This window comes from Acetomicrobium flavidum, assembly GCF_900129645.1.
GTDB classification, from domain to species: Bacteria; Synergistota; Synergistia; order Synergistales; family Acetomicrobiaceae; genus Acetomicrobium; species Acetomicrobium flavidum.
On the sequence record NZ_FSQZ01000001.1, the window covers coordinates 799,430 to 824,062 of the forward strand.

At 46.8% G+C, this 24,633-nt stretch carries 28 protein-coding genes; all 28 read right to left on the reverse strand.

Annotation, left to right across the window (positions count from 1 at the left end; all coding sequences use genetic code 11):
* Positions 1-23: 23 nt before the first annotated feature.
* The 28 genes from BUQ78_RS04075 to fliE all read right to left on the reverse strand — a co-directional run bounded on the left by BUQ78_RS04075 (position 24) and on the right by fliE (position 24,603).
* Entirely contained in the window at positions 24-1,088 is a 1,065-nt protein-coding gene (locus BUQ78_RS04075) for a protein-glutamate methylesterase/protein-glutamine glutaminase (protein WP_318259485.1), read from the reverse strand.
* On the reverse strand, positions 1,081-1,758 hold the full coding sequence (locus tag BUQ78_RS04080) for a flagellar brake protein (protein WP_074199360.1): 678 nt from the start codon (positions 1,756-1,758) through the stop codon (positions 1,081-1,083). The genes BUQ78_RS04075 and BUQ78_RS04080 overlap by 8 nt, the downstream gene beginning before the upstream one ends.
* Positions 1,759-1,764: 6 nt before the next feature.
* Positions 1,765-2,649 carry a MinD/ParA family protein gene (locus tag BUQ78_RS04085; protein ID WP_074199361.1) on the reverse strand — a complete coding sequence of 295 codons (885 nt, stop codon included), beginning with the start codon at positions 2,647-2,649 and terminating at the stop codon, positions 1,765-1,767.
* Positions 2,650-2,653: 4 nt separating this feature from the next.
* Entirely contained in the window at positions 2,654-3,832 is a 1,179-nt protein-coding gene (locus BUQ78_RS04090; protein ID WP_074199362.1) for a flagellar biosynthesis protein FlhF, read from the reverse strand.
* A 2-nt stretch (positions 3,833-3,834) separates the two neighbouring features.
* Positions 3,835-5,907: a flagellar biosynthesis protein FlhA gene (flhA, locus tag BUQ78_RS04095; protein ID WP_074199363.1), complete on the reverse strand. Its 2,073-nt coding sequence runs from the start codon at positions 5,905-5,907 to the stop codon at positions 3,835-3,837.
* Complete coding sequence (gene flhB, locus BUQ78_RS04100) at positions 5,894-7,027, reverse strand: flagellar biosynthesis protein FlhB (protein ID WP_074199364.1); 1,134 nt, start codon at positions 7,025-7,027, stop codon at positions 5,894-5,896. The genes flhA and flhB overlap by 14 nt, the downstream gene beginning before the upstream one ends.
* Positions 7,018-7,803 (reverse strand): flagellar biosynthetic protein FliR, encoded by a 786-nt coding sequence (gene fliR, locus BUQ78_RS04105; RefSeq protein ID WP_074199365.1) that lies wholly within the window; start codon positions 7,801-7,803, stop codon positions 7,018-7,020. The genes flhB and fliR overlap by 10 nt, the downstream gene beginning before the upstream one ends.
* The gene (gene fliQ / locus BUQ78_RS04110; RefSeq protein ID WP_318259488.1) at positions 7,800-8,069 is read right to left on the reverse strand and encodes a flagellar biosynthesis protein FliQ; all 270 of its coding nucleotides are present in this window, start codon (positions 8,067-8,069) and stop codon (positions 7,800-7,802) included. The genes fliR and fliQ overlap by 4 nt, the downstream gene beginning before the upstream one ends.
* A 2-nt stretch (positions 8,070-8,071) precedes the next feature.
* Complete coding sequence (gene fliP, locus BUQ78_RS04115) at positions 8,072-8,839, reverse strand: flagellar type III secretion system pore protein FliP (protein WP_014806178.1); 768 nt, start codon at positions 8,837-8,839, stop codon at positions 8,072-8,074.
* A gap of 1 nt (position 8,840) precedes the next feature.
* Positions 8,841-9,224, reverse strand: a complete 384-nt coding sequence (locus BUQ78_RS04120) for a hypothetical protein (protein ID WP_074199367.1) — start codon at positions 9,222-9,224, stop codon at positions 8,841-8,843.
* Positions 9,225-9,246: 22 nt separating this feature from the next.
* Positions 9,247-9,609: a response regulator gene (locus BUQ78_RS04125; protein WP_074199368.1), complete on the reverse strand. Its 363-nt coding sequence runs from the start codon at positions 9,607-9,609 to the stop codon at positions 9,247-9,249.
* Positions 9,610-9,628: 19 nt separating this feature from the next.
* Positions 9,629-10,738: a flagellar motor switch protein FliN gene (gene fliN, locus BUQ78_RS04130; protein WP_074199369.1), complete on the reverse strand. Its 1,110-nt coding sequence runs from the start codon at positions 10,736-10,738 to the stop codon at positions 9,629-9,631.
* Positions 10,731-11,756: a flagellar motor switch protein FliM gene (gene fliM, locus BUQ78_RS04135; RefSeq protein WP_074199370.1), complete on the reverse strand. Its 1,026-nt coding sequence runs from the start codon at positions 11,754-11,756 to the stop codon at positions 10,731-10,733. The genes fliN and fliM overlap by 8 nt, the downstream gene beginning before the upstream one ends.
* Before the next feature lie 16 nt (positions 11,757-11,772).
* The gene (locus BUQ78_RS04140) at positions 11,773-12,147 is read right to left on the reverse strand and encodes a flagellar basal body-associated FliL family protein (protein WP_318259489.1); all 375 of its coding nucleotides are present in this window, start codon (positions 12,145-12,147) and stop codon (positions 11,773-11,775) included.
* A gap of 119 nt (positions 12,148-12,266) precedes the next feature.
* Positions 12,267-12,986, reverse strand: coding sequence for an OmpA/MotB family protein (locus BUQ78_RS04145; protein WP_074199372.1), 720 nt, complete (start codon positions 12,984-12,986; stop codon positions 12,267-12,269).
* A 17-nt stretch (positions 12,987-13,003) separates the two neighbouring features.
* Positions 13,004-13,783, reverse strand: coding sequence for a motility protein A (locus BUQ78_RS04150; RefSeq protein WP_074199373.1), 780 nt, complete (start codon positions 13,781-13,783; stop codon positions 13,004-13,006).
* 2 nt (positions 13,784-13,785) lie between these two features.
* Positions 13,786-14,001 carry a flagellar FlbD family protein gene (locus tag BUQ78_RS04155; protein WP_074199374.1) on the reverse strand — a complete coding sequence of 72 codons (216 nt, stop codon included), beginning with the start codon at positions 13,999-14,001 and terminating at the stop codon, positions 13,786-13,788.
* A 26-nt stretch (positions 14,002-14,027) separates the two neighbouring features.
* Positions 14,028-15,947, reverse strand: a complete 1,920-nt coding sequence (locus tag BUQ78_RS04160; RefSeq protein ID WP_074199375.1) for a flagellar hook protein FlgE — start codon at positions 15,945-15,947, stop codon at positions 14,028-14,030.
* A 46-nt stretch (positions 15,948-15,993) separates the two neighbouring features.
* Complete coding sequence (gene flgD, locus BUQ78_RS04165; protein WP_074199376.1) at positions 15,994-16,425, reverse strand: flagellar hook assembly protein FlgD; 432 nt, start codon at positions 16,423-16,425, stop codon at positions 15,994-15,996.
* A 13-nt stretch (positions 16,426-16,438) separates the two neighbouring features.
* Complete coding sequence (locus BUQ78_RS04170; protein WP_143228325.1) at positions 16,439-17,800, reverse strand: flagellar hook-length control protein FliK; 1,362 nt, start codon at positions 17,798-17,800, stop codon at positions 16,439-16,441.
* A gap of 11 nt (positions 17,801-17,811) precedes the next feature.
* On the reverse strand, positions 17,812-18,498 hold the full coding sequence (locus tag BUQ78_RS04175; RefSeq protein WP_074199378.1) for a MotE family protein: 687 nt from the start codon (positions 18,496-18,498) through the stop codon (positions 17,812-17,814).
* Complete coding sequence (locus BUQ78_RS04180; protein ID WP_074199379.1) at positions 18,498-19,058, reverse strand: lytic transglycosylase domain-containing protein; 561 nt, start codon at positions 19,056-19,058, stop codon at positions 18,498-18,500. Before BUQ78_RS04180 ends, BUQ78_RS04175 begins: the two co-directional genes overlap by 1 nt.
* Positions 19,055-19,504, reverse strand: coding sequence for a flagellar export protein FliJ (locus BUQ78_RS04185; RefSeq protein WP_074199380.1), 450 nt, complete (start codon positions 19,502-19,504; stop codon positions 19,055-19,057). The genes BUQ78_RS04180 and BUQ78_RS04185 overlap by 4 nt, the downstream gene beginning before the upstream one ends.
* Positions 19,501-20,841 (reverse strand): flagellar protein export ATPase FliI, encoded by a 1,341-nt coding sequence (gene fliI / locus BUQ78_RS04190; RefSeq protein ID WP_074199381.1) that lies wholly within the window; start codon positions 20,839-20,841, stop codon positions 19,501-19,503. Before fliI ends, BUQ78_RS04185 begins: the two co-directional genes overlap by 4 nt.
* The gene (locus BUQ78_RS04195) at positions 20,831-21,700 is read right to left on the reverse strand and encodes a FliH/SctL family protein (RefSeq protein WP_074199382.1); all 870 of its coding nucleotides are present in this window, start codon (positions 21,698-21,700) and stop codon (positions 20,831-20,833) included. Before BUQ78_RS04195 ends, fliI begins: the two co-directional genes overlap by 11 nt.
* On the reverse strand, positions 21,693-22,706 hold the full coding sequence (gene fliG / locus BUQ78_RS04200) for a flagellar motor switch protein FliG (protein WP_084532210.1): 1,014 nt from the start codon (positions 22,704-22,706) through the stop codon (positions 21,693-21,695). Before fliG ends, BUQ78_RS04195 begins: the two co-directional genes overlap by 8 nt.
* 22 nt (positions 22,707-22,728) lie before the next feature.
* On the reverse strand, positions 22,729-24,285 hold the full coding sequence (gene fliF / locus BUQ78_RS04205; RefSeq protein ID WP_074199384.1) for a flagellar basal-body MS-ring/collar protein FliF: 1,557 nt from the start codon (positions 24,283-24,285) through the stop codon (positions 22,729-22,731).
* 15 nt (positions 24,286-24,300) lie between these two features.
* Complete coding sequence (gene fliE / locus BUQ78_RS04210; RefSeq protein ID WP_084532211.1) at positions 24,301-24,603, reverse strand: flagellar hook-basal body complex protein FliE; 303 nt, start codon at positions 24,601-24,603, stop codon at positions 24,301-24,303.
* Positions 24,604-24,633 lie beyond the last annotated feature (30 nt).

Sequence of the window (24,633 nt, forward strand, 5' to 3'; positions counted from 1 at the left end):
CAGCTCCGTTCTTTTGCTGCTCTTTATTGCTTTTGCCTTATTACGGCCATCTCCTCTAAGCGTTCAGGTATGACATCAAGCGGAAGAACCTCATCCACACCACCAGATTCTACCGCTGCCTTAGGCATCCCGTATATCACGCAGGTCTCGCTCGATTCCGCTATTACGTAACCTCCCTTTTGTCGAATTGCCTTTGCCCCTTCGGCCCCATCTCGCCCCATGCCCGTAAGTATTACACCTAAAGATGCTCCACCGACAGTGTCGGCCACGCTTAAAAACAAGAAATCCGCAGCGGGCTTAACCGAATGAAGTGGAGGCATGTCCGATAAACGAGATACCAACTGTCTCATCTTATTGTATTCTACTATAAGATGACTACCCCCTGGGGCAACTACCGCCATACCGGGCTTCAATGGTAAATTGTCGTATCCTTCTACTACCTCAAGTTTAGAGACCTCGTTTAATCTCTCCGCAAAGCTCTTGGTAAAGCCCTTGGGCATGTGCTGAACGATAACTATTGGTGCTATAGATGTAGTTTCTATTTTTTCTAATATTCTCTGTATAGCCCGAGGCCCTCCCGTAGACGCTGCAATAGCAACCAATTCCACTTGGCCTTTCCTTGTAATTGGTGCTTTTTTTACCTCTATCATCGGCAAGACAGCAACGCCTGTAAGCTTCTCAACCGCGACAGAAGCAGCAGCAATGACCTTTTCTCTGAGTTCTTGAGCTACTGTCTTCATGTCCAATGATATGGTACCCGAGGGCTTGGTCACGAAGTCGATCGCACCCAAAGCCAGAGCTTTTATGGTCGTTTCCGCTCCCTGACGCGTAAGGCTGCTTACCATGATGACGGGGGTGGGCTTAAGGCGCATTATTTCCCTCAAGGCAGCAAGCCCATCCATCTGCGGCATTTCGACGTCAAGCGTAACCACATCAGGTTGCAATTTAATAACTTTTTCAACTGCCTCTTTCCCATTTCTAGCCCTGTCTATTACTTTAATGTGGGGATCCTCTTCCAATAAATCGGAGATGACCTTGCGCATGAAAGCCGAATCATCGACGACTAATACCTTTATCTGCTTAATCATGAAGCCCGTCACCTGCATTTCTTAATTCTTTATCCCTTATGAATCTGATGAGCCTTTTTTCAACAAAGCGGGGATAACCTTCAAATTGCAACCCCATTTCGCGAAAAACTCCTTCATCTACAATACGAGCGATATTGGATATTAAAAAAATATTTTCACTGCTCAAGTTTACCCATAAATACACTCTATGGCCCACATCCAAGCCCATCTCTTTCATTTTCGTCCTCAATCTCATGCCGCCCAAACTAATGTCGACGCAGCTAGCTTTTTCCCAGCGACCAACCATAGGAAACATTTCCTCCAGTGAAAGCGGGAAGAACAAAATATCAACATTACACTGGACTCTGGCGTACCTTCGCCTTTGGATCTTGACGGGGTTTCCCGCAGGGACAAGCCACAATAACGAGACGTTGCCGCTCATGCTCCTGCGCAAGACCTTCATTGGAATCATCGTCGGCGGCTGTTTCTCGTACATCACCAGCTCTAAGATGGTATCCCTATATAATGGCACAAGCGCATTCTTAAAAAGTGGATGAGAGACAGCTACCAGATTATCTTTGACATCCTCGATCCTTGAAGGATAACTGCCCTTATATAAGCCCGATGTGACATTTATTACGACCTTAGAGCTGATTCTTTCTTCCAAGAGGATAGACAGCAACTTGTCCAATGACGTTCACCTCAATTGGAGTTGTCTCAAAAGTCGCATGCAAAAAGCCTTAATTCCTCTGCCAGTAGGAACCTCTTCAATCCCTTCTTCATTTTCTAGGTTAAAGATCTTTCGTGCAATCTGAATGACGCACTTTGAAGCTTCACAATTCGGGTCTGCGATGATAAAAGGTATTCCTATTTTCACGGCCTCCTCAACATGGGGATCTCTTAAGATATAACCAGCCATATTGAGATTTATGTCCAAAAAATCCCTTGCAGTGAATTGAAGCCTCGATGCAATCTCGAGGGCCTCTTTGTTTGATTTGGCCATATTGATTATAAGATGCACTTCCGGTGACGCAGCGGCACTCAGAGACACCGCCTTAAGCAAGCCGTAACAATCTCTGATTGCAGTGGGGTCAGGCGAGGTAACGAGGATCAATGAATCGGAGGCGATAGCAAATACCACTATGGAACGATGTATCCCCGCGCCCGTATCAATTAACAAGACATTGCCATATTCTTCCAAAGATGAAAACTCCTCGATCAATTTAACTTGTTTTGTCATATCTAGGTCTGCCATGTCCTGTAAACCTGTCCCTCCAGGCAATATGTACACGTTCTCCTGTACCGAGACAAGTATTTCCGACAGCTTCTTTTCACCGCTTATTACATGTCCTAGATGGTATTTCGGATACATCCCAAACATGACATCCACATTTGCAAGGCCAAGATCACCATCAAGCACTATTGTCCGAATTCCCATGCTTCCCAGGGCCAAAGCCAGGTTGACCGACAGGCTTGTTTTGCCAACCCCGCCCTTGCCGCTTGCTACCGTATAAGTCTTTATGCCACCGGCGATCTTTCTCTTTAAATTCCTTAATTCGAAGGCTTGATCTTTCTTTTTCATCGCATTAAACCCTTGTTTGTCTTAACGTCTCCAAGCCTAAAGCAAGCCTTGCAAGTCGAAGGGGTAAGGCCACTTCTATATCTCTCGGCACGTCTTGTCCTGTAGTAATGTATGATAAAGGTACTTTGTAGGTCTTGATCAACCTAAATAAACTTCCCAGCGAAGGGGCCTCATCCAACTTCGTAAATATGATAGCATTGTAAGGAACCACATTAAGCTTTTCCATGACATCTGCCATGGTAGGATAAGAAAGATTAGCCGCTATTAAAAGATGGACACAATCAGGACGCAGGGCCTCATAAACCTTGCGATACTCTTCCAGTCGTAGGAGATCGTTTTGGCTCCCTCCCGGGAGGTCTGCCAACACAATCTCGGCATCGTGATTACTTAAAGCCCTCTCCACGTCGCCGGCGTTCGAGACAACTTCCATGGGCACCTCCAGTATGCCTGCATATGTGCGCAATTGCTCCACTGCAGCTATGCGATAGGTATCGGCCCCAAGGAGCAAGACTTTTCTTTTATGCCAAAGGGCAAATATGGCTGCGAGCTTGGCTATGGTGGTGGTTTTGCCCACACCCGTAGGGCCTATGAACATGGCCCTTTTGCCACCTAAGGCTGAGATGAAATCCTTGCCCGTCACCAAGGTGTGATCGGCCAGAAATTCGTCGAGGGATTTATCCTCCTTGATGTTTGCATATTCCTTAACTATTTCCATAGCGATAAGGGGGTCGAAACCGCTTTGCATCAATCCTTCGTAAATGTTATCACTTCCAAGCGGGGCCAGGGTTTCAGGGGATTGCTTCTGATTATATCTATCCTTTTCTTCGATCGGCTTATGCGATAAAGCAACAGCCTCGTTGGATAATTCAAGGACATCTGAAAAGTTATTTGAGTCTTTATTTAATGCTACATCAAAGGAAGTAGTCGATGCGCCCTCAAGCAACTTCTGAAAGGCGATTAAGCGATCGCGCTTTCCTTGTTCAAGCTTTTCCTGTGCTTCATCGTCCTCCAAAATACCTGCAGTCACAATATATTTCCGTTTTTTAAACAACCCTAAAAATCCCCCACGTTTAACCGGGACGCTTGATAAGACGACGGCTTCGGGACCAAGCTTTTTTCTGGCCTTCTCAAAGGCCTCACTTTCCGCATCCACCTCATAAATTATCTGTTTGACGACCCGCATATCTATTCCACCATCCCTAAAGATCTGACCTTAGTGCCCGGTTCTATTTCATTATATGAAACAACATGTACATCAGGCAGCTTGTTTTCGATGATCTTTCTCACAATAAACCTAACATCAGGATGGACAAGCAGCACCGGAAACTTGCCTTCCATGGCCATTCTCTCGGCGGCCTTAGCGATAAGGGAAGTCATTGAGTTTAATTCCTTTGGGTCCATCTGCAGCTGCCAACCCTGCAGCAGGTCTCCCTTTAAGGACTCTCTAATTTTTTGCTCCCAGGTAGGCGAAAGCGTCATCACCGTGATCTGACCGTCATCTCCCTTAAACCTGTGCGTTATGTGCCTGGAAAGGGCTTCTCTCACCCTTTCCGTAAGGAAATCTACGTTTCTTGAAATGCGGGCGTTATCGGCCAAAGCTTCGAATATGGTAACTAAATCGCGTACGGGTATGGACTCGCGCAACAAATTTTGAAGGACTTTCTGGACCTCGCCCAAAGATATCACGGACATAAGCTCCTCTACCACGGCAGAATAGTTTTCTTTGACCATATCTATGAGCTTCTGCACGTCCTGTCTTGAAAGCAGGTCAGCGCCATATTTTTTAATTGTTTCCGACAGATGCGTGGCTAACACTGACGGAGCGTCAACTACGGTAAAGCCCAATTCTTCGGCCTTTTCGCGAATTTCGGGAGATATCCAAAAGGCCTTAAGCCCAAAGGTGGGTTCCGTGGTAGGAATACCCACAAGGGTCTCTTCTGTGCCCGATGTATTGATGGCCAAATAATGATCGGGGATCAGCTCTCCCTTTGCAATTTCCACTCCCCTTATCTTAATCACATATTCCGTAGGCTTTAATTGAATGTTGTCTCTTATCCTTATAGGTGGAACTATAAGCCCCAGGTCGAGCGCCATCTGCCGCCTTATGGTGCTTATGCGTTCAAGCATATCCCCGCCCTGAGAGGGGTCCACTAGGGGTATGAGGGCATAGCCTATCTCAAGCTCCATAGGCTCCACTGTCATGAGCGGCAACACGCTTTCAGGCGTAGCCTGTGGGGCCTTGGCTTGCTGCGGCGCCTGTTCCTTTGGCCTCTCCTCGATACGCTTTTTTTCCTTGATCATACGATAGCCCAAGAAGGCTAGAAGTCCTCCAATCGTGGCAAAGGGCAAAAAGGGAAGCCCCGGCACTATCGCCAAAAGAAAGAGCATTCCGGCGCTGATCAACAAAGGCTTATGGTTTGATACCAGCGAATTTATCAGGTCCATACCAAGGCTCGCTTCCCCTGCAGCCCGTGTCACTATAACACCCGTTGCAGTGGAAAAAATAAGGGCAGGTATCTGGGCAACCAATCCGTCTCCAACGGTCAAAAGGCCGTAAATCTGCAAGGCCTGCGATGCGGGAACGCCTCTCTGCAGGACTCCGATAGCAAGACCGCCCAATATATTTATGACGGTGATTATAAGCCCTGCTATCGCATCTCCTTTTACGAATTTAGATGCACCATCCATCGCTCCGTAGAAGTCAGCCTCTCGCTGTATGCGAGCACGCCTTTGTCTTGCTTCCGCCTCATCGATGAGCCCTGAGTTTAAATCTGCATCAATGGCCATCTGTTTGCCCGGCATGCCGTCGAGCGTAAATCTGGCAGCAACTTCAGCAACCCGTTCGGCTCCTTTGGTTATCACGATAAATTGGATGACAACCAATATCAAAAACACTACCGCACCCACTACGTAGTTTCCTCCTACCACGAAATTTCCAAAGGCCAACACCACTTCTCCGGCGTATCCGTTTAAAAGAATTAGTCTGGTCGTTGAGACGTTGAGGGCTAGCCTATAAAGCGTGGCCAACAGCAGTATGGTAGGAAAAGCCGCTATTTCCAGGGCCTCTTTGACGTAAAAGGTCGAAAGCAGGGTAACTACGGCAAAAGTTATATTTAAGGACAAAAGCACATCCAAAAGCCTCGTCGGCATTGGAATGATCATCATCCCGACTATCAGCACGACCAATACTGCCATTGTCACATCTGCGAAGCGCAATATTCTCTTTTTGTCCGAGGTCCCTTCCCTAGCTGTGCCCATATCTTCCTCCGACGCTGTAAGTCAGCGACCTTTTATGCTTCAATTTATAGACGAACACAAGAATCTCAGCAACTGCCTTGTATAGTTCCTCAGGGATTTTTTCGCCAATGTCGACGTTGTTGTATAGCACCCATGCCAAAGGTGGCCTTTCAATTATAGGCACGTTGTGTTTTTTTGCCTCTTCCCTAATTTTTCCGGCAATTATGCCCAACCCCTTAGCGATCACTACTGGTGCATCCATAAGCTTGCTGTCGTATTGAAGTGCAATGGCCACTCTCGTAGGGTTGGTTATGACGACATCGGCCTTCTTAACCTCCGACATCATCCTGCGCCTGGCCAACTCCCTCTGTCTTTGGCGAATCTTGCTCTTCAGTTGCGGATCTCCTTCCAACTGTTTATACTCTTCCTTTATCTCCTGCCTGCTCATCCTTATGGACTTCTCGAATTCCCATCTTTGGTATATATAATCAAACAACGCTATGACAAATAGCGATATTGCCAGCTTTATAGAAAGGTCGAATATCATTTTAAGCAAAACCCCCAGGCCACTTAGAAGAGGCATCTGCATGGTCAAAAGGAGCTTTTCCATGCTTCCCTTAAGTCCTGCGTAAAGTACCCAAGAAAGCACGGCAGCCTTAAGCAAGCCCTTTATCAGCTCCACCAGCGATCTTAATGACAAGACCTTTTTCAAGCCTGAAGCCGGATTCAGCCTGTCCCATTTTGGGGCCAAAGGCTTAGAAGTTACGAAAAATCCAACTTGCGCAAAGCTTATTCCAAGCACAGCCAAAGCAGACAGACACCCTATGGGCAACCACGTCTTAAGAAAAACGATCACGCTTTGGGCGCCTGCGCGAAAGATCCATTGACCAGTCAAATTGACCTCATCGGAGATGTGAGAAAATTCAAAGACAAAGAAGTCCTTTAACGTATAAAAAATAAAGCCGCCCAAGAAAAAAAGTCCTATTATACCAACCAGCACGCTTGCCGATGCTATCAGGTCAACGCTTTTGGCTGCCTGACCTTCCTCACGCGCCTTTCTTCTTTTTCTCGGAGTGGCAGGCTCCGTCCTCTCTTCGGCAAAAAGCTGTATGTTGAAAATAAGAAAATCGTTTACCGCCAAATCAACACACCTTCCAAACCAAAGACTATCGCTTTACCAATCTCGGCCTGAAGTATATCCACCAACAATGGTACCATGAACATCAAAATTAGCATCCCGAGCAATATCTTCAATGAAAAGCCCAAAACGAAGACGTTCATCTGCGGCACGGTCCTTGCGACAAAGCCAAGCCCTATATCTGCCAACACCATGGCCCCTGCAAAGGGCAGGGATATCTTAAGCGCCAGATAAAATACTTGAGCCAGCCATTTGCCAAATCCCGGATCTATGGCCCACGACCATTTCCATACTCCCAGGGGAAGTAATTTAAAACTTTGCACTAAGCTCTGAAATAACAAAAGATGGCCATTCCATCTCAAGTAGAACCACAACGCCAGCATAAACTTGAGTTGACCCAAAATCGAAACCTGGGCTTCGGAGAAGGGGTCCATTATGTTGACCATTCCCAGCCCCATCTGAATTCCCAAAAAGCCCCCGGCAACCTGAAATGCATAAAGCGGCAGAGATGCAAGAAATCCAATCCCAATGCCTATAAAAAATTCCCTGACGGCCGCTAGGATCAGCAATATTATATTGCTCTCAAACAAGGTATTAAGATCGGAAACGTTAAGCATTGGAGCAACTATGAGGGAAAGCAATAAAACCAACAAAAACTTCAAAGGCACAGGATAGGATGGCGGACTAAAGGCCGGAGATGCAATGGTCATTCCAAGAAACCTTAACGAGCTAAGAAAAATAACAAATAAATATTGTACGAGAGGCTCCTGAAAATTCATGGCACCAAGTTAGCCATATTTCCGAACAAATATCTTGCAAACTCGCTGACGTGACCAAACATCCATGGACCGAGCAAGAAAAGCAGCAAAAATACCGCAAGAATTTTTGGTATGAACACTAAAGTCTGCTCCTGAATGGAGGTGGCCGTCTGGAGTATCCCTATTAACAATCCTATAACCATGGTCACGAGCAGAACCGGCATGCTTGATAACAAGATTATCCATATGGCTTGTTGAAATACATCGCTTACCGACAACTTCCTCACCTTCACTTAAAGCTGCTTACAACGCTGTATATGACCAAATCCCACCCGTCGGCCACGACGAAAAGGAGCACTTTAAACGGAAGAGATACCAACATCGGTGGAAGCATTATCATGCCCATGCTCAACAATATGCTTGCCACTATCATATCCACAACTATAAAGGGAATAAAGATCAGTATGCCCATTTGAAAGGCTTTTTTAAGCTCGCCTATCATAAATGCCGGTATCAATACCCTCGTTGGGACGTCATCATGGTTTTTCGGTTGGGGCATTTCCGCCAACGAGACCATTAACGACAATTCCTCGTCGCCAACCTGCGAGAACATGAAATCCCTTAGGGGTTTAATGGCCTTGCCGTAAGCTTCAGAAGTGGTCATCTTTCCTTCCACATAGGGAGTGATGGAGTTATTATATATCTGTTGCCAAACAGGAGACATCGTAAAAAAGGTCAAAAATAACGCCAAGGTGACCAATACCTGATTTGGCGGTAACTGCTGAAGTCCAATGGACTGACGCACGAAACCCAGCACCACCAGGATGCGCGTAAAACTTGTAACCATAAGAACTATAGCCGGTGCCAGGCTAAGTATTGTAATTAGAGCAATGATTTGAAGTGTCAAAGCAACATCGCTTGGAGAACCGCTGGGCCTGACATTTACATCAAGGGCTGGAAAAGGTATATTTTCAGGTTGGGCAAATGCACCTTTGCTCAACAACAATAGCAGAAAACAAAATCCCAAAAAAAATGAAAAACTGAATTTGATCTTCACCTTAGTTCACCTGGATATCCGATCCATGTCCCTTTCCCCACTCATCAGACTTCCATCTACCCAAAAGCATCACGCCTGATTTGCCCGCAAAGACACCGATCATTTCATTCCCGCAACGAATAAGATATACCTTATCGGTTCCAAGAGGCAAAAGAGCGACTAATTGCAACTCATTGGACCTCTTCAGCAATCCCCTCCTTGAAGCATAACGATAAAACAATATCGCCGCAACGGCGATCAAGGACAAAATCGCGATGACCTTAACAATATATGCAGTGGCAGAAAACTCATATCCCCCTTGATTGGCTAAAGATCCCTTGACATTCGAACATAACAAGAAAGCGAGGCACCACAGAATACCTCGCTTAGCTAACTTTAATGACAACTAAATCGTCCCCTTGAAGAATCTATTGAGATAAAGCCTTCTCCAAAGCCTGCAAAACCCTATCAGGCTGAAAAGGCTTTACTATAAAATCCAAAGCCCCAGCTTTGATGGCTTCTATGACCAATGCCTGTTGGCCCATAGCGCTTACCATCACGATCTTGGCGTTAGGATCTATCTTCTTGATCTCCTTGACTGCCGTTATTCCGTCCATTTCGGGCATAGTTATATCCATAGTTACAATATCAGGTTTGGATTCCTTATAGGCGGCAACAGCCTCTACGCCATTGGATACCTCTCCGGCGATCTCATACCCATTTTTTACCAAAATGTCCTTTAACATCATTCTCATGAAGGCCGCATCGTCAACAATAAGCACCTTAGGCACTAAAGGATCCCCCTTTGTTTCAGCGTAATGATTTAACTCTCTCAGAACGATTTACTATTTCTGTAATGCGAACTCCAAAATTTTCGTCAATCACGACTACTTCTCCCCTGGCTATAAGCTTTCCGTTGACTAAGATATCCACCGGATCACCGGCCATTTTGTCTAATTCTATCACAGAACCGGGCGATAAACTCAATATCTCTCCAATGGTCTTGAAAGCTTGTCCCAATCTTACGGTAATCCGCACGGGCACGTCCATTATCAAATCGAAATTTTGAGGTTCGACGTCCTCTCTTTGTGATGTACTTGCATCCAACGGCACGAATTCGGCTGGCCTTGCCTCAACAACCCTTGATTCTTGCTTTAATGCGCCGGAATCCCTAACAGTTTGCCTCATGTGAGTTTTTTCCACAGGCTCAGAGGCAACTTTTGCTTGTTGAGGCTTTTGCTGAGCCTTTTCTTCCATCCCAGGCTGTAACGTAACAGTTTTTTTAATCTCATCCATGAGCAAAAGGGCGATCTTCTGCGGCATTAAGCTCCACATGGACAATTTACCAACACCTTTAATGTCAGCCTCCATTGAAAATGCCCAAACCTTCTCATCGGAGGCTAGCGCATCAAATGGTATCCATTCGCCGGACTTCATGGCACAGGACGTATTCTTAATGCCTATCCGCCTGCCTCTGAGTAAATTTACCATCTCGGATACCGCAGCCCCGGTTATCTGGCTAACGCCTTCCTGGGCAGCGCTTAAGTACAGGTCGTTCATTTCGGCCGGCAACTCGGCTCCATCACCGCCCATCATTATGTCGGCAAGCAAAAGGGCCATTTTTTCCTCCATCAAGAAGGCTTGGATCCAGCCTTCAAAGACATCATATTCAACAAGATAAAGCATCACGTTGTGGGATTGAAATTTTTCGGCAAGGCCTTTTTGATCATAAAAATCGCTCTCCTTGACATCGACAACTACTTCTTCGCCAGAAAGAAGCTGTAAAACGTTAGATAATGCTTGGGCATATATGTGCGCAATTTCCTTTAGGTCCTCGATTTCCTTTGCCTTCGAGGCTCCCGCCCCTATTCCCTTAAGGAGAGCTTCTATTTCTTCCTGGCTCAACAGTTCGTCAGCCATGTATCAATTCCTCCTCAGTCTGCAATTCCACGTCTTCATCTTCAGTGAACGGTCTAAGTATCTTTGCCGAATATCTTTTATTATGAATGCCTGCCTGAGCCAGAAACTTAACTTGATTACCTACTATTATCTTAATTGGTTGAGAATAAGGCTCTTCCAGCTTAATAACATCGCCAACCTGAAGTTTAAGTACATCTTTTAATGCCAAATCTGCATGTCCTATTTCCGCGCTAATGGGCACCTTGACCTTGAGCAATCTTTTTATTAGATGTTCCCTTGAAGCCTCATCCTCTTTAGTTCCCGTAGAGACGAACCACTGCTGTGAGCTTAAACGGTCAATGATCGGCTCAATGGCAAAATAGGGAATACAAAGATTTATGAAACCGTCAACTTCTCCTAACTTTACCTGTAAAGTAACCACAACGACTATATCGGATGCCGGGCAAATTTGGGCAAAATAAGGATTGCTTTCCATGTTCTGTATCCTAAACCTAATGTCCACAATCGTGGACCAGCTTTCCTCAAGCAACTCCAGCATCCTCATGACGACACGTTCAGTGACAGTACGTTCTATGTCCGTAAGCTCTCGTGGTTTATAGACGGCCTTTCCCGGCCCTCCAAGCATCCTGTCTATGATGGCAAACACAAGACGTGGATTTATCTCCAGAAGGGCATTGCTACTGAGCGGGTACATCTCCATGATCACTATTACGGTAGGCTGCACAAGTGATTTTACAAATTCATCATACGATAGTTGTTCTACTGAAGCCACCTCAACAGACACCATGGCTCTGACAAAAGATGAAAAGGCAGTGGTAAGTTGACGGGCAAAAAACTCATGGATCATTTGAATTGCCCTTAATTGGTCTTTATTGAACTTATCCGGGCGCTTGAAATCGTAGACCTTGACAGCTCTTTCCTTTTCTTCTTCCGTCAAAGAAGAAACATCAATGGTGCCGCTCGTAAGCGCTTTTAAAAGGGCATCTATCTCGCTTTGGGACAGTACTTCAGGCCCCATCCGGCTTCACCACCGCTCACTGAAGTATAAACTCTTGAAAAAGAGCACTTCTTACAGGAAGGCTGCCCTTAAACGCCGGCAGAATGGCATTTAAGCGCTTGGTTATGTCTTGGGCCAATGCCATGACTCCGTCGGCAGTGCGAAGATCATCATAATATCTGTCCTTACAGGTTAAAATGACCTCATTTTTCATCTTGCTAATCCATCCCTCGTCGGAAAACTCCGTGATCAAAGTTGGATCGGCTAACTCTAAAGCCAAATTAAACCTTGCTATATGAGGTTCCTTGTCCGCCAAATTTACGGTAAAGTCACCCAAATTAAGAATGGCACCGGGCTTTGAGAAATCACCAGAAGTATCATGTATCGGTTGTGGGCTTCCAAAAAACTTCATTCCGAGAAAAACGCCACCACCAATGCCAAGGGCTAAACAAACTACTCCTATTATTATAATAAATAAAAACCGTTTTATCATTATAATTATACCTCACTGATTAAGTAGACTGAACTGCTCTAATAACCTACATCCGATAATATAACTATATCGACCCTTCTGTTAATTCGCCGATGCTCATCCGTATCGTTTGGAACCAAAGGGTGCGACGATCCGTAGCCAACCGTCCGAATCCTTTTGGGGTCAACCCCAACTTCGCTTAAATAGGAACCCACGCTTGCCGCCCTCATAGCGGATAAACCTAAGTTATCCCTGTATGGGCCTCCTCGTAACGGCACGTTATCCGTGTGGCCCTCAACAGAAATTTGGCTGGGCAATTCCTTGATAATTTGACCAATCTTATATATTAAACGTTTAGCTGATGGGTAAAGATCGATACTACCAGTTGGAAACAGTATGCCATCCATTATCGAAATCACGATTCCCCTTTCCTCCACACGAACGACGACACCTTCAGTCAATTCTTCAGCCTCTAGCATTTTTACTATCATCTCATGGATTTTTTGTGCCTTCATAGCATTGAAATATACATCCTTACTGGGGGTAACCGGCTGTTCCCCAACAGAAACTTCTTCTTCAGGTACTCCGATAACCCCACCCGATAACACTCCTATCGCGCTTTGAAAGGAGTAAATCATTTTTTGGAATTTCTGCACATCGATGCTGGAAAAGGAGTACAAAAATACGAAAAACGTCAGCAACAATGTCACCATATCGCCGTATGTGGTGAGCCAATTTCCCTTTAATTCAGGTATTTCCTTTCTTTTTCTCCTGGCCATTAAAGGCTACACCTGCTTCATTCGGTTTCTCTTTTTTTATCCAGTTCATCACGAGCTCTTGGGGGCAGAAATACTTTCAATCTTTCTTCAACAAGCCTAGGGTTTTCCCCGGCCTGTATAGCCAATATTCCCTCCACTATCATTTCTCTTGTCATTACTTCCTCTTGAGTCCTGACGGTCAATTTACGTGCAATGGGGATGCCAAAAACGTTTGCCAGTATCGATCCGTAAAAAGTAGTGATCAGAGCAACCGCCATGCCTGGGCCCAAAGCGTTGGGGTCGTCTAAATGCCCTAACATCTGTATCAAACCAATGAGGGTACCAAGCATCCCGAAGGCTGGCGACAATTCAGCCAATGTGTCAAACATGAATTTATTGCCGGCATGCCTTTCCTCGAGGAGACCTATTTCGGTATCGAGGATCGACTTGACCAACTCAGGATCGGTACCATCCACCACAAGTTGAATGGATTTTCTCATGAAGAGATCGTCGAGCTGTTCCGCATCGTCCTCCAGCGATAGGAGCCCTTCGCGCCTTGCTTTTTCCGCAAAACTCACTAGCGTTTGTACTATGGAGATGAGCTCAGGGCTTTCGGCAAAGAAGGCCTTCTTCAATATTTGTCCCAAGGACAAAACCCGCTTCCAGGGATTGGATAATATGGTTCCGCCAAGAGCTCCTCCAACCACTATCAGCACCGAAGGCAAGTTGATGAACGCCATTACATCTCCGCCTGCAACTATCCCCCCGACTACCATTATGCATGCAAGGGCCAACCCGATAAAGCTGGCAAGATCCACTGTTATGCCTCCTCGTCCATTCTAGCGATGCAATTGCCGCTTGATCTTCTCTTGTAATAAGACACTACCAGGTCTACGACCTGACCTACAGGTTCTTCGACCACATATCTATGACCATTCACAAGCGTAATCACCGTGTCGGGAGTTGCCTCAACAGTCTCGATGAGGTCAGCATTAATCACGAACTTGCTACCCCTAAGCCTTGTGACCTCGATCAAAATGTATCACATCCCCTCGCCAAAAACTAGCGCTTCAGGTTTATCAACTCTTCCAACACCTGATCGCTCGTTGTGATAACCCTTGCATTTGCCTGAAATCCCCTTTGAGCGATGATTAGCTTGGTAAACTCGTCGGCAAGATCGACATTGGACATCTCCAGGTTACCGCCCGCTAACGTACCGGCACCGCCGCTTCCCGGAGTAACCAGCTGCGGCAAACCAGAGTTGGCAGTAGGGATAAAATTAGTCATCCCCGTCTTCTCTAGGCCTGCCGGGTTGGGAAAAAGTGCCAGGGCAATTGAATACAAAGCATTTGTCCTACCGTTACTATATACGCCCATTATATTACCGTCGGAGCCTATCGAATAATCCTGCAATACGCCCATCGCATAGCCGTCTTGATAGTATGCCTTGGTGGTAAAATCCGAGCCAAATTGGGTAACGCCATCTATTAAGCTCTTTCCCAAAGATTCTCCGGAGAAATCAAACTTAACCTGGGAGTCCATGGCACCAACGGAAGAAAATCCTAAATCGACATTAGCCACTCCGCTACCGGTAAGTTTACCATCCGAATCGAACTTTATCACCCCGGTATTATTGGAAATGGGTATGCCGGGCTCGGAAGGAAACCATGCCCTCCATCGCCATTCGTTAGCTCCTATCTTTTCAAAGGCAACCTCAACGGTATGGGGGTTACCCAAAGAATCGTAGATATCGATCTTTGTGGTATGAATTGACGAGGTTCGCTGGTTTAAAGTCGAAGCAACTTCATATGTAGTCCCATTATCGACGCTGGCCAAAAAGATGAGTCCCTTTCCGTCACCCGTTGCGTTAAGCTTGACATCGACGTTGCCAGCAAATTGATTAGAGGTTTCGGGAACGATCAGCCCTCCGGCTGGGATTGCAAAGGTACCGTCTGCGTTGACGGGAACATCGACCGAAAAGGAAGACCAATTGTTTGAACTGTCTTGTCCCCAAAGCGTCATCGCCATGTTCCCGTCGCCCTTATCGGTAAATTCGGCGAGGTAAGTCCTAGTCATATTATCGTTTCCCTTGAACGACAGGGTCGCGTAATCCATGATGCCGGATATCTGCTGCTTCCATGTCACGTTACTTGATGAATCAAGCAACTGCAGCTCGCCCGTGCCATCATCGAAGTGCAACGTATAAGTATTGCCTCCCAAGCTTACAGACGCGTCATCAAACACTGGCAATCCTGTCGTCGCGTTTATACCGCTCGGTTTTAATCCAACAGTTTCATTGCCTATTTTTACAGTCAGCAGGTTGGTACCGCTTGTGTCTTCTGCGATGGAAACGTTATAAGCCGTACCCCCAATTTCGGCGATCGTGGTAAAGTTGGGATTCGTCAGTCCCATCGGGAGATATGCGGGAACCCTGCTGTCGAGGTTGCACTGCATGCCCAATACCTCGGTGGCCTTCGCGCTTAGCTTCTGGCCGACGGGAATGTTAAGCGGCACTAGCTGAGTACCCCTAATGTACTGGGACGGGTTATTAGGGTCTACGGTAAGTTGATATCCCATCACAGTATATCCCGTCCCCGACTGGACGATGTTGCCGTTTCCGTCCAGGACGAAATTGCCTGCCCTGGAGTAAACGTTACCGCTGCCGTTGTTTAAGACGAAATAACCGTCCCCCTGTATGGCGACGTCGGTGCGATTTCCCGTATATTGCAAAGGTCCGGCAGAATGAATGGTCTCAACCGCGGCGACCGTCGTGCCAAGCCCTATCTGCATGGGGTTTATCCCGCCGATGTCTCCCTGAGGAGCTGTAGCACCTCTGCTTGTCTCGTAAAGCAAGTCTTGAAATGTGACAACTGATTTTTTAAATCCGGCAGTATTTACGTTAGCGATATTGTTGCCTATCACATCGAGCATTGTCTGATGGCTTCTAATTCCACTTACACCTGAATTTAAAGATCTAAGCATAGATATCCCCTCCAGCTATTCGCATTTTGGCAGGCCTTCCCTTGCTTTACTGCCCGCCATCCTTGGAGGGCGCAGTAACGGCCTTTACGCTTTCAAGTGGGACGTATTTGCCGTCATTAAGTTCCAGATAAACTTTGTCGTCCTCGAAGATCGCAGAGCGAACCGAGGACTGAAGGTATGTACCTTTATCTTCATCGTAATAAATTACTTCTTTCCCGACGTAACTTTCGGCACTAAGCCTAGCCATCTTAAGCAAACTGTCCATACTGCTTGCAACGTTAGTAATCTGCTCTAGCGTAGAAAACTGTGCCATTTGTGCGATAAATTCCGTATCGTCGATCGGGTCTAAGGGATCCTGATGCGTAAGCTGAGTGATCAAAAGATTTAGAAAGTCATCTTTGCCTAAGTTATTCTTTATTTGCCTACTGGTGCTGTAAGTATAATTTTGATTTGTAGAAGAAACGCTATCTATCGCCACGTTCTTACCTCCTTTACGCTATCCACTGAAGTAATCCACGTTCCACATCAAGCTCAAAAGCCATCTCTCCAAAGATATCTTTTCCGTTTACGGCTTCAAGGCTTTTAGTCTTTTGTCTCCTGTGATTAGACTCACCACGATGCTGATCGCGCTCTTCGCCTTGTCCTTTAACGTAAACGTCAAGCCCCAACACCTGAAAACCGCTGGCATTCAAGGTCTGCCTTAGAGAATCCAATTGACCAGTCAGAAGGTTCGCCACATTACTTCCTTCGACCTTAAAAGCCACTCTCAAACCGCCATCTCGAGCTATGTCTAAATCCACATCTATGTGCCCTAATTCGGGCGGATGCACCGTTATCCTGGCAGCATCAACGCCTTCGCGGCGCATCAAACTTATGACAGCGTTGAGCCCTTGTTTTAGCTTGACGCCTTCGTCACTGGTGTAATTTTTTAAATATACCGGGGTTGCGTCCTCATTGACAGTCGCAGGGATATCCAAACCCTCGTTTATCCGAAAGGGATGTACGGGGTGACTTCGTAAAGAAGGATCAACTCCTTCGTTGCTGCTATCCCTGAAGCCACCGATATTTTCGTCTAGATGTTTTTTTGGTGCATATTTCAACAGGCCATCAACGAGGTGTGGCGATCCCTTTTGGCCTTTACCAACAAGTCCATCGGGACCGTCAACGGGGCGCGATTCACCCTTCCCAAAACCTTCATCGTCTTTGCCACTTAGATCCGCCGCGTTCGTCGCTAGGTCCGGCAAATTAATGGTTGGTCCACCTTTGATCACATCTTCGCTGGTATTATTGATCTTTTCTGTGCTTCGATCGTTACTCAAAAAAGTCAATACAGCTTCGTCTGCACCGATGTCCGCGCCTTTTTGCGAAAGAGGTTCATATCTCGTGGTCACATCACTTGAAGCTTTTTCCGGGACGTTATCCTTGACGTCATCTTCAATTGCGCCTGCGACTTCCCCCACATCCTCAGGTTTAGATAATCCTAAAATATCCGAATCAAAGCAAACATCACGCTTTGCAAAGCTATCCCTAAGATATGATGTATCATGCAACATTAAAAACAGAGCAATCTGTTGATTTAATGCAACAGCCTCAGGGGAGGGATTAGGCTCGCAAGCGCTTAACAACTGATCTTTTTCCTTTGCCGAATCAGAGGACTCGCTGGCCGTTTCGCTATCGCCTTCAGGAACAGCCAATAGGGGTGAACTTTCATTCGCCAGCATTTCTAAAAGTTCATAAAATGGCATGAATTCAAGCAAGGACGACTCAAGAGCGCCTTTGTCATTGGTTGCACAAGCTTCGAAACTAAAGCCACGACTCGCGGGCTGATTAACCTGCGAAAGACTAAACCCCATGGCATGATCACTCACTTTTTGCCGGTTGAAAGCTGCTCCATCAGCGCCGCTGCCTTAGCCGCATCCATGCGGCCAAGGATATCTCCCGCAACATCCGAAGGTAATGCTCTTAAAACTTCCACCGCCAGTCCTTCAGAAAGTCCGTTTAAAACCTGTGCTGCCTTTCTTGCGGACATTTCCTGCAATATAGACACCAACGTGGAAAAGGATTCCCCTCTTACATCTTTTACATCGACGTCTTCGTTAGCGCTTGCCGTAACAATGGATTTTTTTGCCAGCCTTTCTGCTTCGGCAGCCAGCTCTGCCTCCTTTTTTGCCAACTCTTGCTCCTTTTTGCTCAGCTCTTCCTCCTTGGTCTGAAGCTCAAGAAACTTTTTGTTTACCAGCTCTTCGTATTCCTTAAGCTCCTGTCGCCTTCTTTCCTCCGGGGAAAGAGTAAGTCGACCTGAAGGGAAGAACTTTTGACCAACTATTGGCAAATGTCCGCCTGCTTTATATATTATCGGCCGTACATCAACGATACCTAAGAGCTGTAAGCCCAAAAAAATGCCCACTATGATGGCCAATAAGGACAAAGACAAAAGGCCACACCCCAATTTTTTGTTTTTACCCTTATCTTTGCGTGGCCTTTCTTTTTCTTTGACCGATTTATTTTCTTGCTCTTCTGCGTCAATCTTGCGATCATCCAAGGTCTCCATTAACCATCACCATTTTTGAACCTTTCGTATAATGCTTTGACATTACCCACAAACTTCGCCGTCTCCTTGAAGGGGGGGACCCCCTCATACAGATCAACCCTGGTCGGTCCTGCATTATATGCCGCTAAAGCTAAATCGATGTCGTTGTGGTACTTCTTAAGCAAATATGCCAGATACCTGGCTCCTCCCTCTAGATTTTGAAATGGATCCATGGGATCCTCAACTCCCATCTCCTTTGCGGTGGTCGGCATGAGCTGCATCAGTCCCATCGCACCCTTGAAAGACACCGCCTTTGGGTTGCCGCCGGATTCTGCCTGGATTACAGCCTTAACCAGGGAGCTGTCCAGGCCCCATTTGGCAGATATCGCCTTAATCGCCTCTTCAAGGGCGTAATTAGCGCCATCATCATTTGCATCGCGCGACGCCTCAACATGTTCTGCCTCGCTTAACACTTCTATGAACGGCTTTTGAGGCTTGGGATATTCCCCCAGCTTTTTTCGAATTTCATTTATCCTGTTGTCGATATTTTTAATCCTGTCGAAATCAGGACAAATCCTCATAAGACGTCATTCCTCCCGTAGCGGGATTGGGAAATATCATCTAACACAGCTTGCTCGTTTGCGAGTTGCTCTGCTTTTTCTCTTTCAACCAAACGATTCGCTGCCTTCTCCATGACCTTGGCTTCCTTATGTTTATTAAGCAACTCCTTCATGATATTTTCGACCATCGCTTCGCATTTTTTTAGTTCAGATGAGGCATACGTTGTCTTTTCATCCAACAGTTCGATTTCCTTTCGGATATCCCAGAGCTCGTCGATGTCGAAGACATCATTGTTCTTTAGGCCAAATTCAGCAAGCATTTTAGTCCTTTCCTGATTCAAACTGGACAAATACTCTTTTATGCCTTCTTTTACCTTTTTTTGTTCCTCTAACGCCCATTCCAGGGATTCGACTTCCTTTTTCTTCAGGTCCTCAAGTTTATTAAATCTGACAATCTTGTCATTCATTTGCTATCGCCTCTTGGAGCCAGAGATATGAGCTTTTTGACGGTCTCCTCGAAGCTAAACCGGCCCTCCACAGGCTGACACAAGAAATCCAATACATCATCTAAATACCTCAAGGCCCAATCTATATTGATATTACTCCCATCTTTGTATGCACCAATGTTGACGAGATCTTCCGCATCCTCGTAAATGGCAAGCAACTCCCTCACCCTGCGTGCCGCTTCGAGGTGCTCCTGCGATGTTATATTGGGCATGACACGACTGACACTTCTTAGTACGTCGATGGCCGGATAATGGCCCTTTGAAGCCAATTTTCGAGATAACACTATGTGTCCGTCAAGGATGCCCCGTACTGTATCGGCAACGGGTTCGTTCATGTCGTCGCCTTCGACCAGAACGTTATAAACCCCGGTTATGCTCCCCCTTTCTCCTGCTCCGGCTCGCTCAAGCAGCTTAGGAAGAAAGGCAAATACGGACGGCGTATAACCGCGAGTGGCGGGCGGCTCTCCAATGGCAAGGCCTACGTCCCTTTGCGCCATGGCAACCCTGGTGACGGAATCCATCAAAAGCAAGACGTCCTTGCCCCTGTCTCTGAAATATTCTGCAATGGCCGTTGCAGTCAAAGCCGCCTTAAGCCTTATCAGCGGAGGCTGATCTGAGGTTGCAACAACGACAACGGAGCGTTTTAGCCCAGAGCTTCCCAAATCTCTTTCCAGAAACTCTCCTACCTCCCTTCCCCGCTCGCCAATCAATCCTATAACGCTTATTTCGGCTTCAGTATTCCTTACCATCATCCCCATAAGGGTGCTTTTGCCAACGCCCGAACCGGAAAATATTCCTACCCTTTGCCCCCGCCCTAACGTCAACAGGGCATCAATGGCCTTAACCCCAACGGGCAGAGGGGTAGCAACGGGTTTCCTCAAAAGCGGATGGGGAGGTTTTGCGTATAATGGGTAAACTTCCCCTGCAATAATTGGCCCCTTGTCGTCGATGGGCTCCCCAAGGCCATTTACGACTCTGCCCAAAAGCCCCGGGCCCACTCTAACGCCAAGCTTTTGACCGACTGCAACGACGTCGCATCCCGGACCTATGTCAGTTAACTCTCCCAGCGGCATCAGCAATACCCTATTCTCGCTAAAACCAACGACTTCAGCGGGAAGGGACATAGACTTATCGCGATATCTGATTTCGCATAAATCGCCTACGCGAACATCGGGGCCCTTGGATTCTATGACGATGCCGATGGCCTTCGCTATTAGGCCATTAAGGCGGATGAAGTCCATGTTATCCAATCTAGATTCCAACTCCGATAAAAGGTCCTTGCCTTCCTTAGAGGCCATTTTCCTTTTGCCCCTCCATCAAAAGACGATCTATCTCCTCGGATAAGCGTTCCAGTTGAGTTCGCCATCTGGCATCGTATATCCCCAGGTTCGTCTCAACCATGCAGCTTCCTCTGTCTACATGATCGTCAGCCACAAACTCAACATGCCTTGATCCGCGGAGAAGGTCACCATATTGATCTAGCTTTTCCTGCAAATATGCCACTTCCGTGGGGTGCAGGTATATTATGATCTTTTCCTTATCGCTTAAACGTCTTAATACCTGCCCAAGCAAGCGCTCAAGGACATGCTCATCTAGCTTTACTTCTCTGTAAAGAAGCCTCTTTAAAACCTTCTCCCAAAGCCTGATCAATTTTGTTGTATTCTGCTTAAGTAAGCTATCCATCGAGCTTGAAATGGCATCATGACAATCTTCCAAGATGCGAATTAGCCCTGAAACCTGCTCGACAATCTCCTCATTAGCCTTGCGCTCTGCTTCAGCCTTTCCTTCTGTTAGGCCTCTTTTGAAGCCTTTATCGTAACCTTCTTTTTCAGCCTGCCTTTTAACTTCCTCTGCTTCTTTGTGCACCTTTTCAAAGAAACGTTTCTTTTCAAGCTCTACGGAATTTTCAAGCGTTCTATATTTGCCTTGCAGCTGATCGTACTTCTTGCAAAGCTGATCATATTGCCTCTTAAGATTATCCAACTGTTCTTTTAGACTTCCAGAATCAGGCATGCTTTCTGTCTTGTGTTGAGAAACCTTTCCATCCTGTTGATCTTTGCTCAATCCAGAGGAGTGTTCTGATTCCGTCTTTGAAACAATCTTTACGGCATGGGGAACAAGGCGCACGGTCCTCAAAAGCTTGCCCTCTTTAGACAATCAGTTCCTCCTCCCCTCCCCGCGCGATCACAATCTCTCCGGCCTCTTCCAAAGCCCTTATAACGTTGACGATCTTTTGTTGGGCTTCCTCCACATCTCGGACGCGGACCGGTCCCATGTATTCCATGTCCTCCTTCAGCATCTCTACGGCCCTCTTGGACAGGTTCTTGAAGAACTTTTCCCTAAGCGCTTCGGATGCACCCTTCAGGGCTAAAGCGACATCCTTCATATCCACATCGCGAAGGACACGCTGCAAGGAACGGTCGTCCAAACCCAATATATCCTCGAAGACAAACAGCCTCTTTTTGACCTCTTCGGCCAGTTCGGGATCCTCTTCCTCCAGCTTTTCCATAATGTTGCGTTCAGTAGCCCTATCGGCGTTATTTATGATGGCCACTAAGGCATCTAACCCACCTGCTATGGTGAAGTCTTGGCTCAATACAGTGGATACCTTTCTTTCCAGGACGCGTTCGACTTCCCTGAGCACCTCAGGAGTTACCCTCTCCATCGACGCTATCCTTTTTGCAACCTCTACCTGAAGGTTAGGGGGCAACCCACTCATGACCTGGGCTGCCTGTTTAGGTTCCATGTATGAGATTATGAGGGCTATGGTCTGGGGATGTTCATTTTGGACAAAGGCCAATATCTGCTGGGGATCTGTCTGCCTGATGAAATCGAAGGGCCTGACCTGGAGGCTGGCCGTTATACGGCGCAAGATCTCCTGGGCCCGTTCGGGCCCCAACGAAGCTTCCAAGAGCTTTTTTGCATAATCGACTCCCCCTTGAGTCATGTATTCCTTTGCCAATAACAACTCTTGGGCTTCCCTTAGCACCTCTTCCCTCTGACTGCTTTGGATCTTGCGAAGCCCTGCTATTTCCATTGTCAACATTTCGATGGTGCTTTCGTCTAAATTTTTATATACCTTAGATGCCACCTCCGGGCCTAAAGACACCAGCAGCATTGCAGCCTTCTCCCGACCTTTTAAGCCCCTGCCTCTCCTTTCCACTTCCATGCCCCCCGGTCAAAAATCAGTATTGGTCTTCAAGCAGCCAATTTTTGATTATGGCTGCTATCTCCTCTGGCTTTTTTGAAGCGTATTCCCTCAACTGTTGTTCTAAAATGGCCAATTCGCCCTTTTCTTTTAAAAGCTCCGGATGCTTGAGCAATTCCTCGAGAGAAGGAACCTCTTCTTCCGACTTGGGAGCTTTTTCTACAGGAGCAGGTAGCTTTTTTCTTCTCCTTTGCAAGAGCATAAATCCGCCCCCGATCGCCAATAATGAAACAACACCGATTAACACGTACAGTGGCCATCGCCTGGCTGCCGCCGGAGCTTGTGGAGCTTCGATCGGCGTGAAGGGCATCGACATCACGTAAAGTTCGTCGCCCCTTGCTTCGTCTATTCCAACTGCAGCCGCTACGGCCCGCCTAAGCTCTTCAAGCACGCCTTGATCCAGCTCGCCGTCTATTAATACTGAAGCCGATATCTTTTCCAAGGTCCCAGGAGTAGAGACAACCTCCTGTTCCCTGGTGCTGATCTCGTAATTGGTCGTTCCTTCCGCGCGCTCGTAAGTGCTCGGCCCTGCAGCTTGCGATGTGATAACATAGCCGGGGATATTGGTTGTGGTGCCCGGAGCGCCTCCTGGAGGAACTCCGGGACCGGTATACGTCTCCTCAAGGCTCTGCGTGCTTCTTGGAACTCCCTTGCCGGAGGGCCCTGGAACATATTCCTTAACTGCCGTCCTTTTCTTGTCGAAGTTCAATACGACCCTGACCCTCACCACGGCTTTGCCGGGACCAAATATGCGTTCCAACATCTGCCTTACTTTTCGTTCCATCTCTATTTCCTGCTGGCGCTCCATTTCTCTTTGGAGGGAAGTCAGAGTCCTGCCCTCGGCCCCGGTTACCAGGAAGTTTTCATCCAACATATCGGATAATATCCTTCCCTTGCTATCTACAACCACCACGTTATCGGGGTTTAGTCCCTCTACGCTGTGGGCCACCAAATGTACGATAGCTTTGACCTGTTCGGATCCCATTTCAAATCCAGGCTTTAGCTCAAGAAGCACCGATGCTGTGGCAGGAGACTGCTCCTCTAAAAACAATTTCTGTTCCGGAATGACAATGTTGACCTTACAGGATTGAACGCCCTGAATGGCTTGAATCGTTCGGATTAATTCGCCCTCAAGTGCCCTAAGGTAGCTAACCTTCTGTTGAAAATCGGTCATGCCCATCTTGGCCTTGTCGAAGAGTTCAAAGCCTACGATCCCACCCTTCGGCAATCCCTCCCCGACAAGGGAAAGCCTGGTCTCGTAGACCACGTCGTCGGGGACCAGTATGGCATTGAAGGACGGGTCAACCTTATACGGGATACCCTTGTCCTTCAAGTAATTCACAATGGCAGCCTGATCGTCAATATTGAGGTTAGAGAAAAGGGGCTCGTATTTTTGCCTTCCCGTAACAAGTAAAAGGATAAATACTGTCAACACCCCAACAGCAACGACCCCCACAATGGACAGACGCTGCCACCTGGATAGACCGGCCCAAAACTGCTTTAAATCATTCCAAAACTTTGCAATTCTTTCCACAATTATAATTTACGCCTAAACCGGTATTCTGGCTAATTGCTGATAGGCATCGATCAACTTATCCCTTACTTCCACAAACAGGCGTAAGGCTACCTCAGCCTCGCCCACGGCAGTAACCACTTGAGATATGTCTTCGACGTCACCCGTAACAAGATGGCGAATTTGATCTTCTGCCTTTAATTGGAGGTCGTTTACCCTTGAGGCGCTTTGCTTCAGATATTCACCGAAGGATTCTTTACCCTGCCTCTGGACTTTGCTCTCATTGTCACTAAAATCATTATAATATAACTTCATTAAATCAATACGCGAAATGGGCAATCTTTATACCTCCTATTCATCGAAGTCTAT

Excerpts from the sequence above, each read along its gene's own strand:
- BUQ78_RS04145 (WP_074199372.1), bottom strand. The coding sequence starts at position 12,986 with ATGGCCAGGAGAAAAAGAAAGGAAATACCTGAATTAAAGGGAAATTGG.
- fliI (WP_074199381.1), bottom strand. The coding sequence starts at position 20,841 with ATGGCCTCTAAGGAAGGCAAGGACCTTTTATCGGAGTTGGAATCTAGA.
- fliR (WP_074199365.1), bottom strand. The coding sequence starts at position 7,803 with ATGAATTTTCAGGAGCCTCTCGTACAATATTTATTTGTTATTTTTCTT.
- BUQ78_RS04090 (WP_074199362.1), bottom strand. The coding sequence starts at position 3,832 with ATGCGGGTCGTCAAACAGATAATTTATGAGGTGGATGCGGAAAGTGAG.
- BUQ78_RS04170 (WP_143228325.1), bottom strand. The coding sequence starts at position 17,800 with ATGGGGTTTAGTCTTTCGCAGGTTAATCAGCCCGCGAGTCGTGGCTTT.
- BUQ78_RS04180 (WP_074199379.1), bottom strand. The coding sequence starts at position 19,058 with ATGAGGATTTGTCCTGATTTCGACAGGATTAAAAATATCGACAACAGG.
- BUQ78_RS04140 (WP_318259489.1), bottom strand. The coding sequence starts at position 12,147 with ATGAAGTTTTTTGGAAGCCCACAACCGATACATGATACTTCTGGTGAT.
- BUQ78_RS04085 (WP_074199361.1), bottom strand. The coding sequence starts at position 2,649 with ATGAAAAAGAAAGATCAAGCCTTCGAATTAAGGAATTTAAAGAGAAAG.
- fliM (WP_074199370.1), bottom strand. The coding sequence starts at position 11,756 with ATGGGGCCTGAAGTACTGTCCCAAAGCGAGATAGATGCCCTTTTAAAA.
- BUQ78_RS04075 (WP_318259485.1), bottom strand. The coding sequence starts at position 1,088 with ATGATTAAGCAGATAAAGGTATTAGTCGTCGATGATTCGGCTTTCATG.
- flhA (WP_074199363.1), bottom strand. The coding sequence starts at position 5,907 with ATGGGCACAGCTAGGGAAGGGACCTCGGACAAAAAGAGAATATTGCGC.
- BUQ78_RS04185 (WP_074199380.1), bottom strand. The coding sequence starts at position 19,504 with ATGAATGACAAGATTGTCAGATTTAATAAACTTGAGGACCTGAAGAAA.
- BUQ78_RS04160 (WP_074199375.1), bottom strand. The coding sequence starts at position 15,947 with ATGCTTAGATCTTTAAATTCAGGTGTAAGTGGAATTAGAAGCCATCAG.
- BUQ78_RS04175 (WP_074199378.1), bottom strand. The coding sequence starts at position 18,498 with ATGGAGACCTTGGATGATCGCAAGATTGACGCAGAAGAGCAAGAAAAT.
- fliN (WP_074199369.1), bottom strand. The coding sequence starts at position 10,738 with ATGGCTGACGAACTGTTGAGCCAGGAAGAAATAGAAGCTCTCCTTAAG.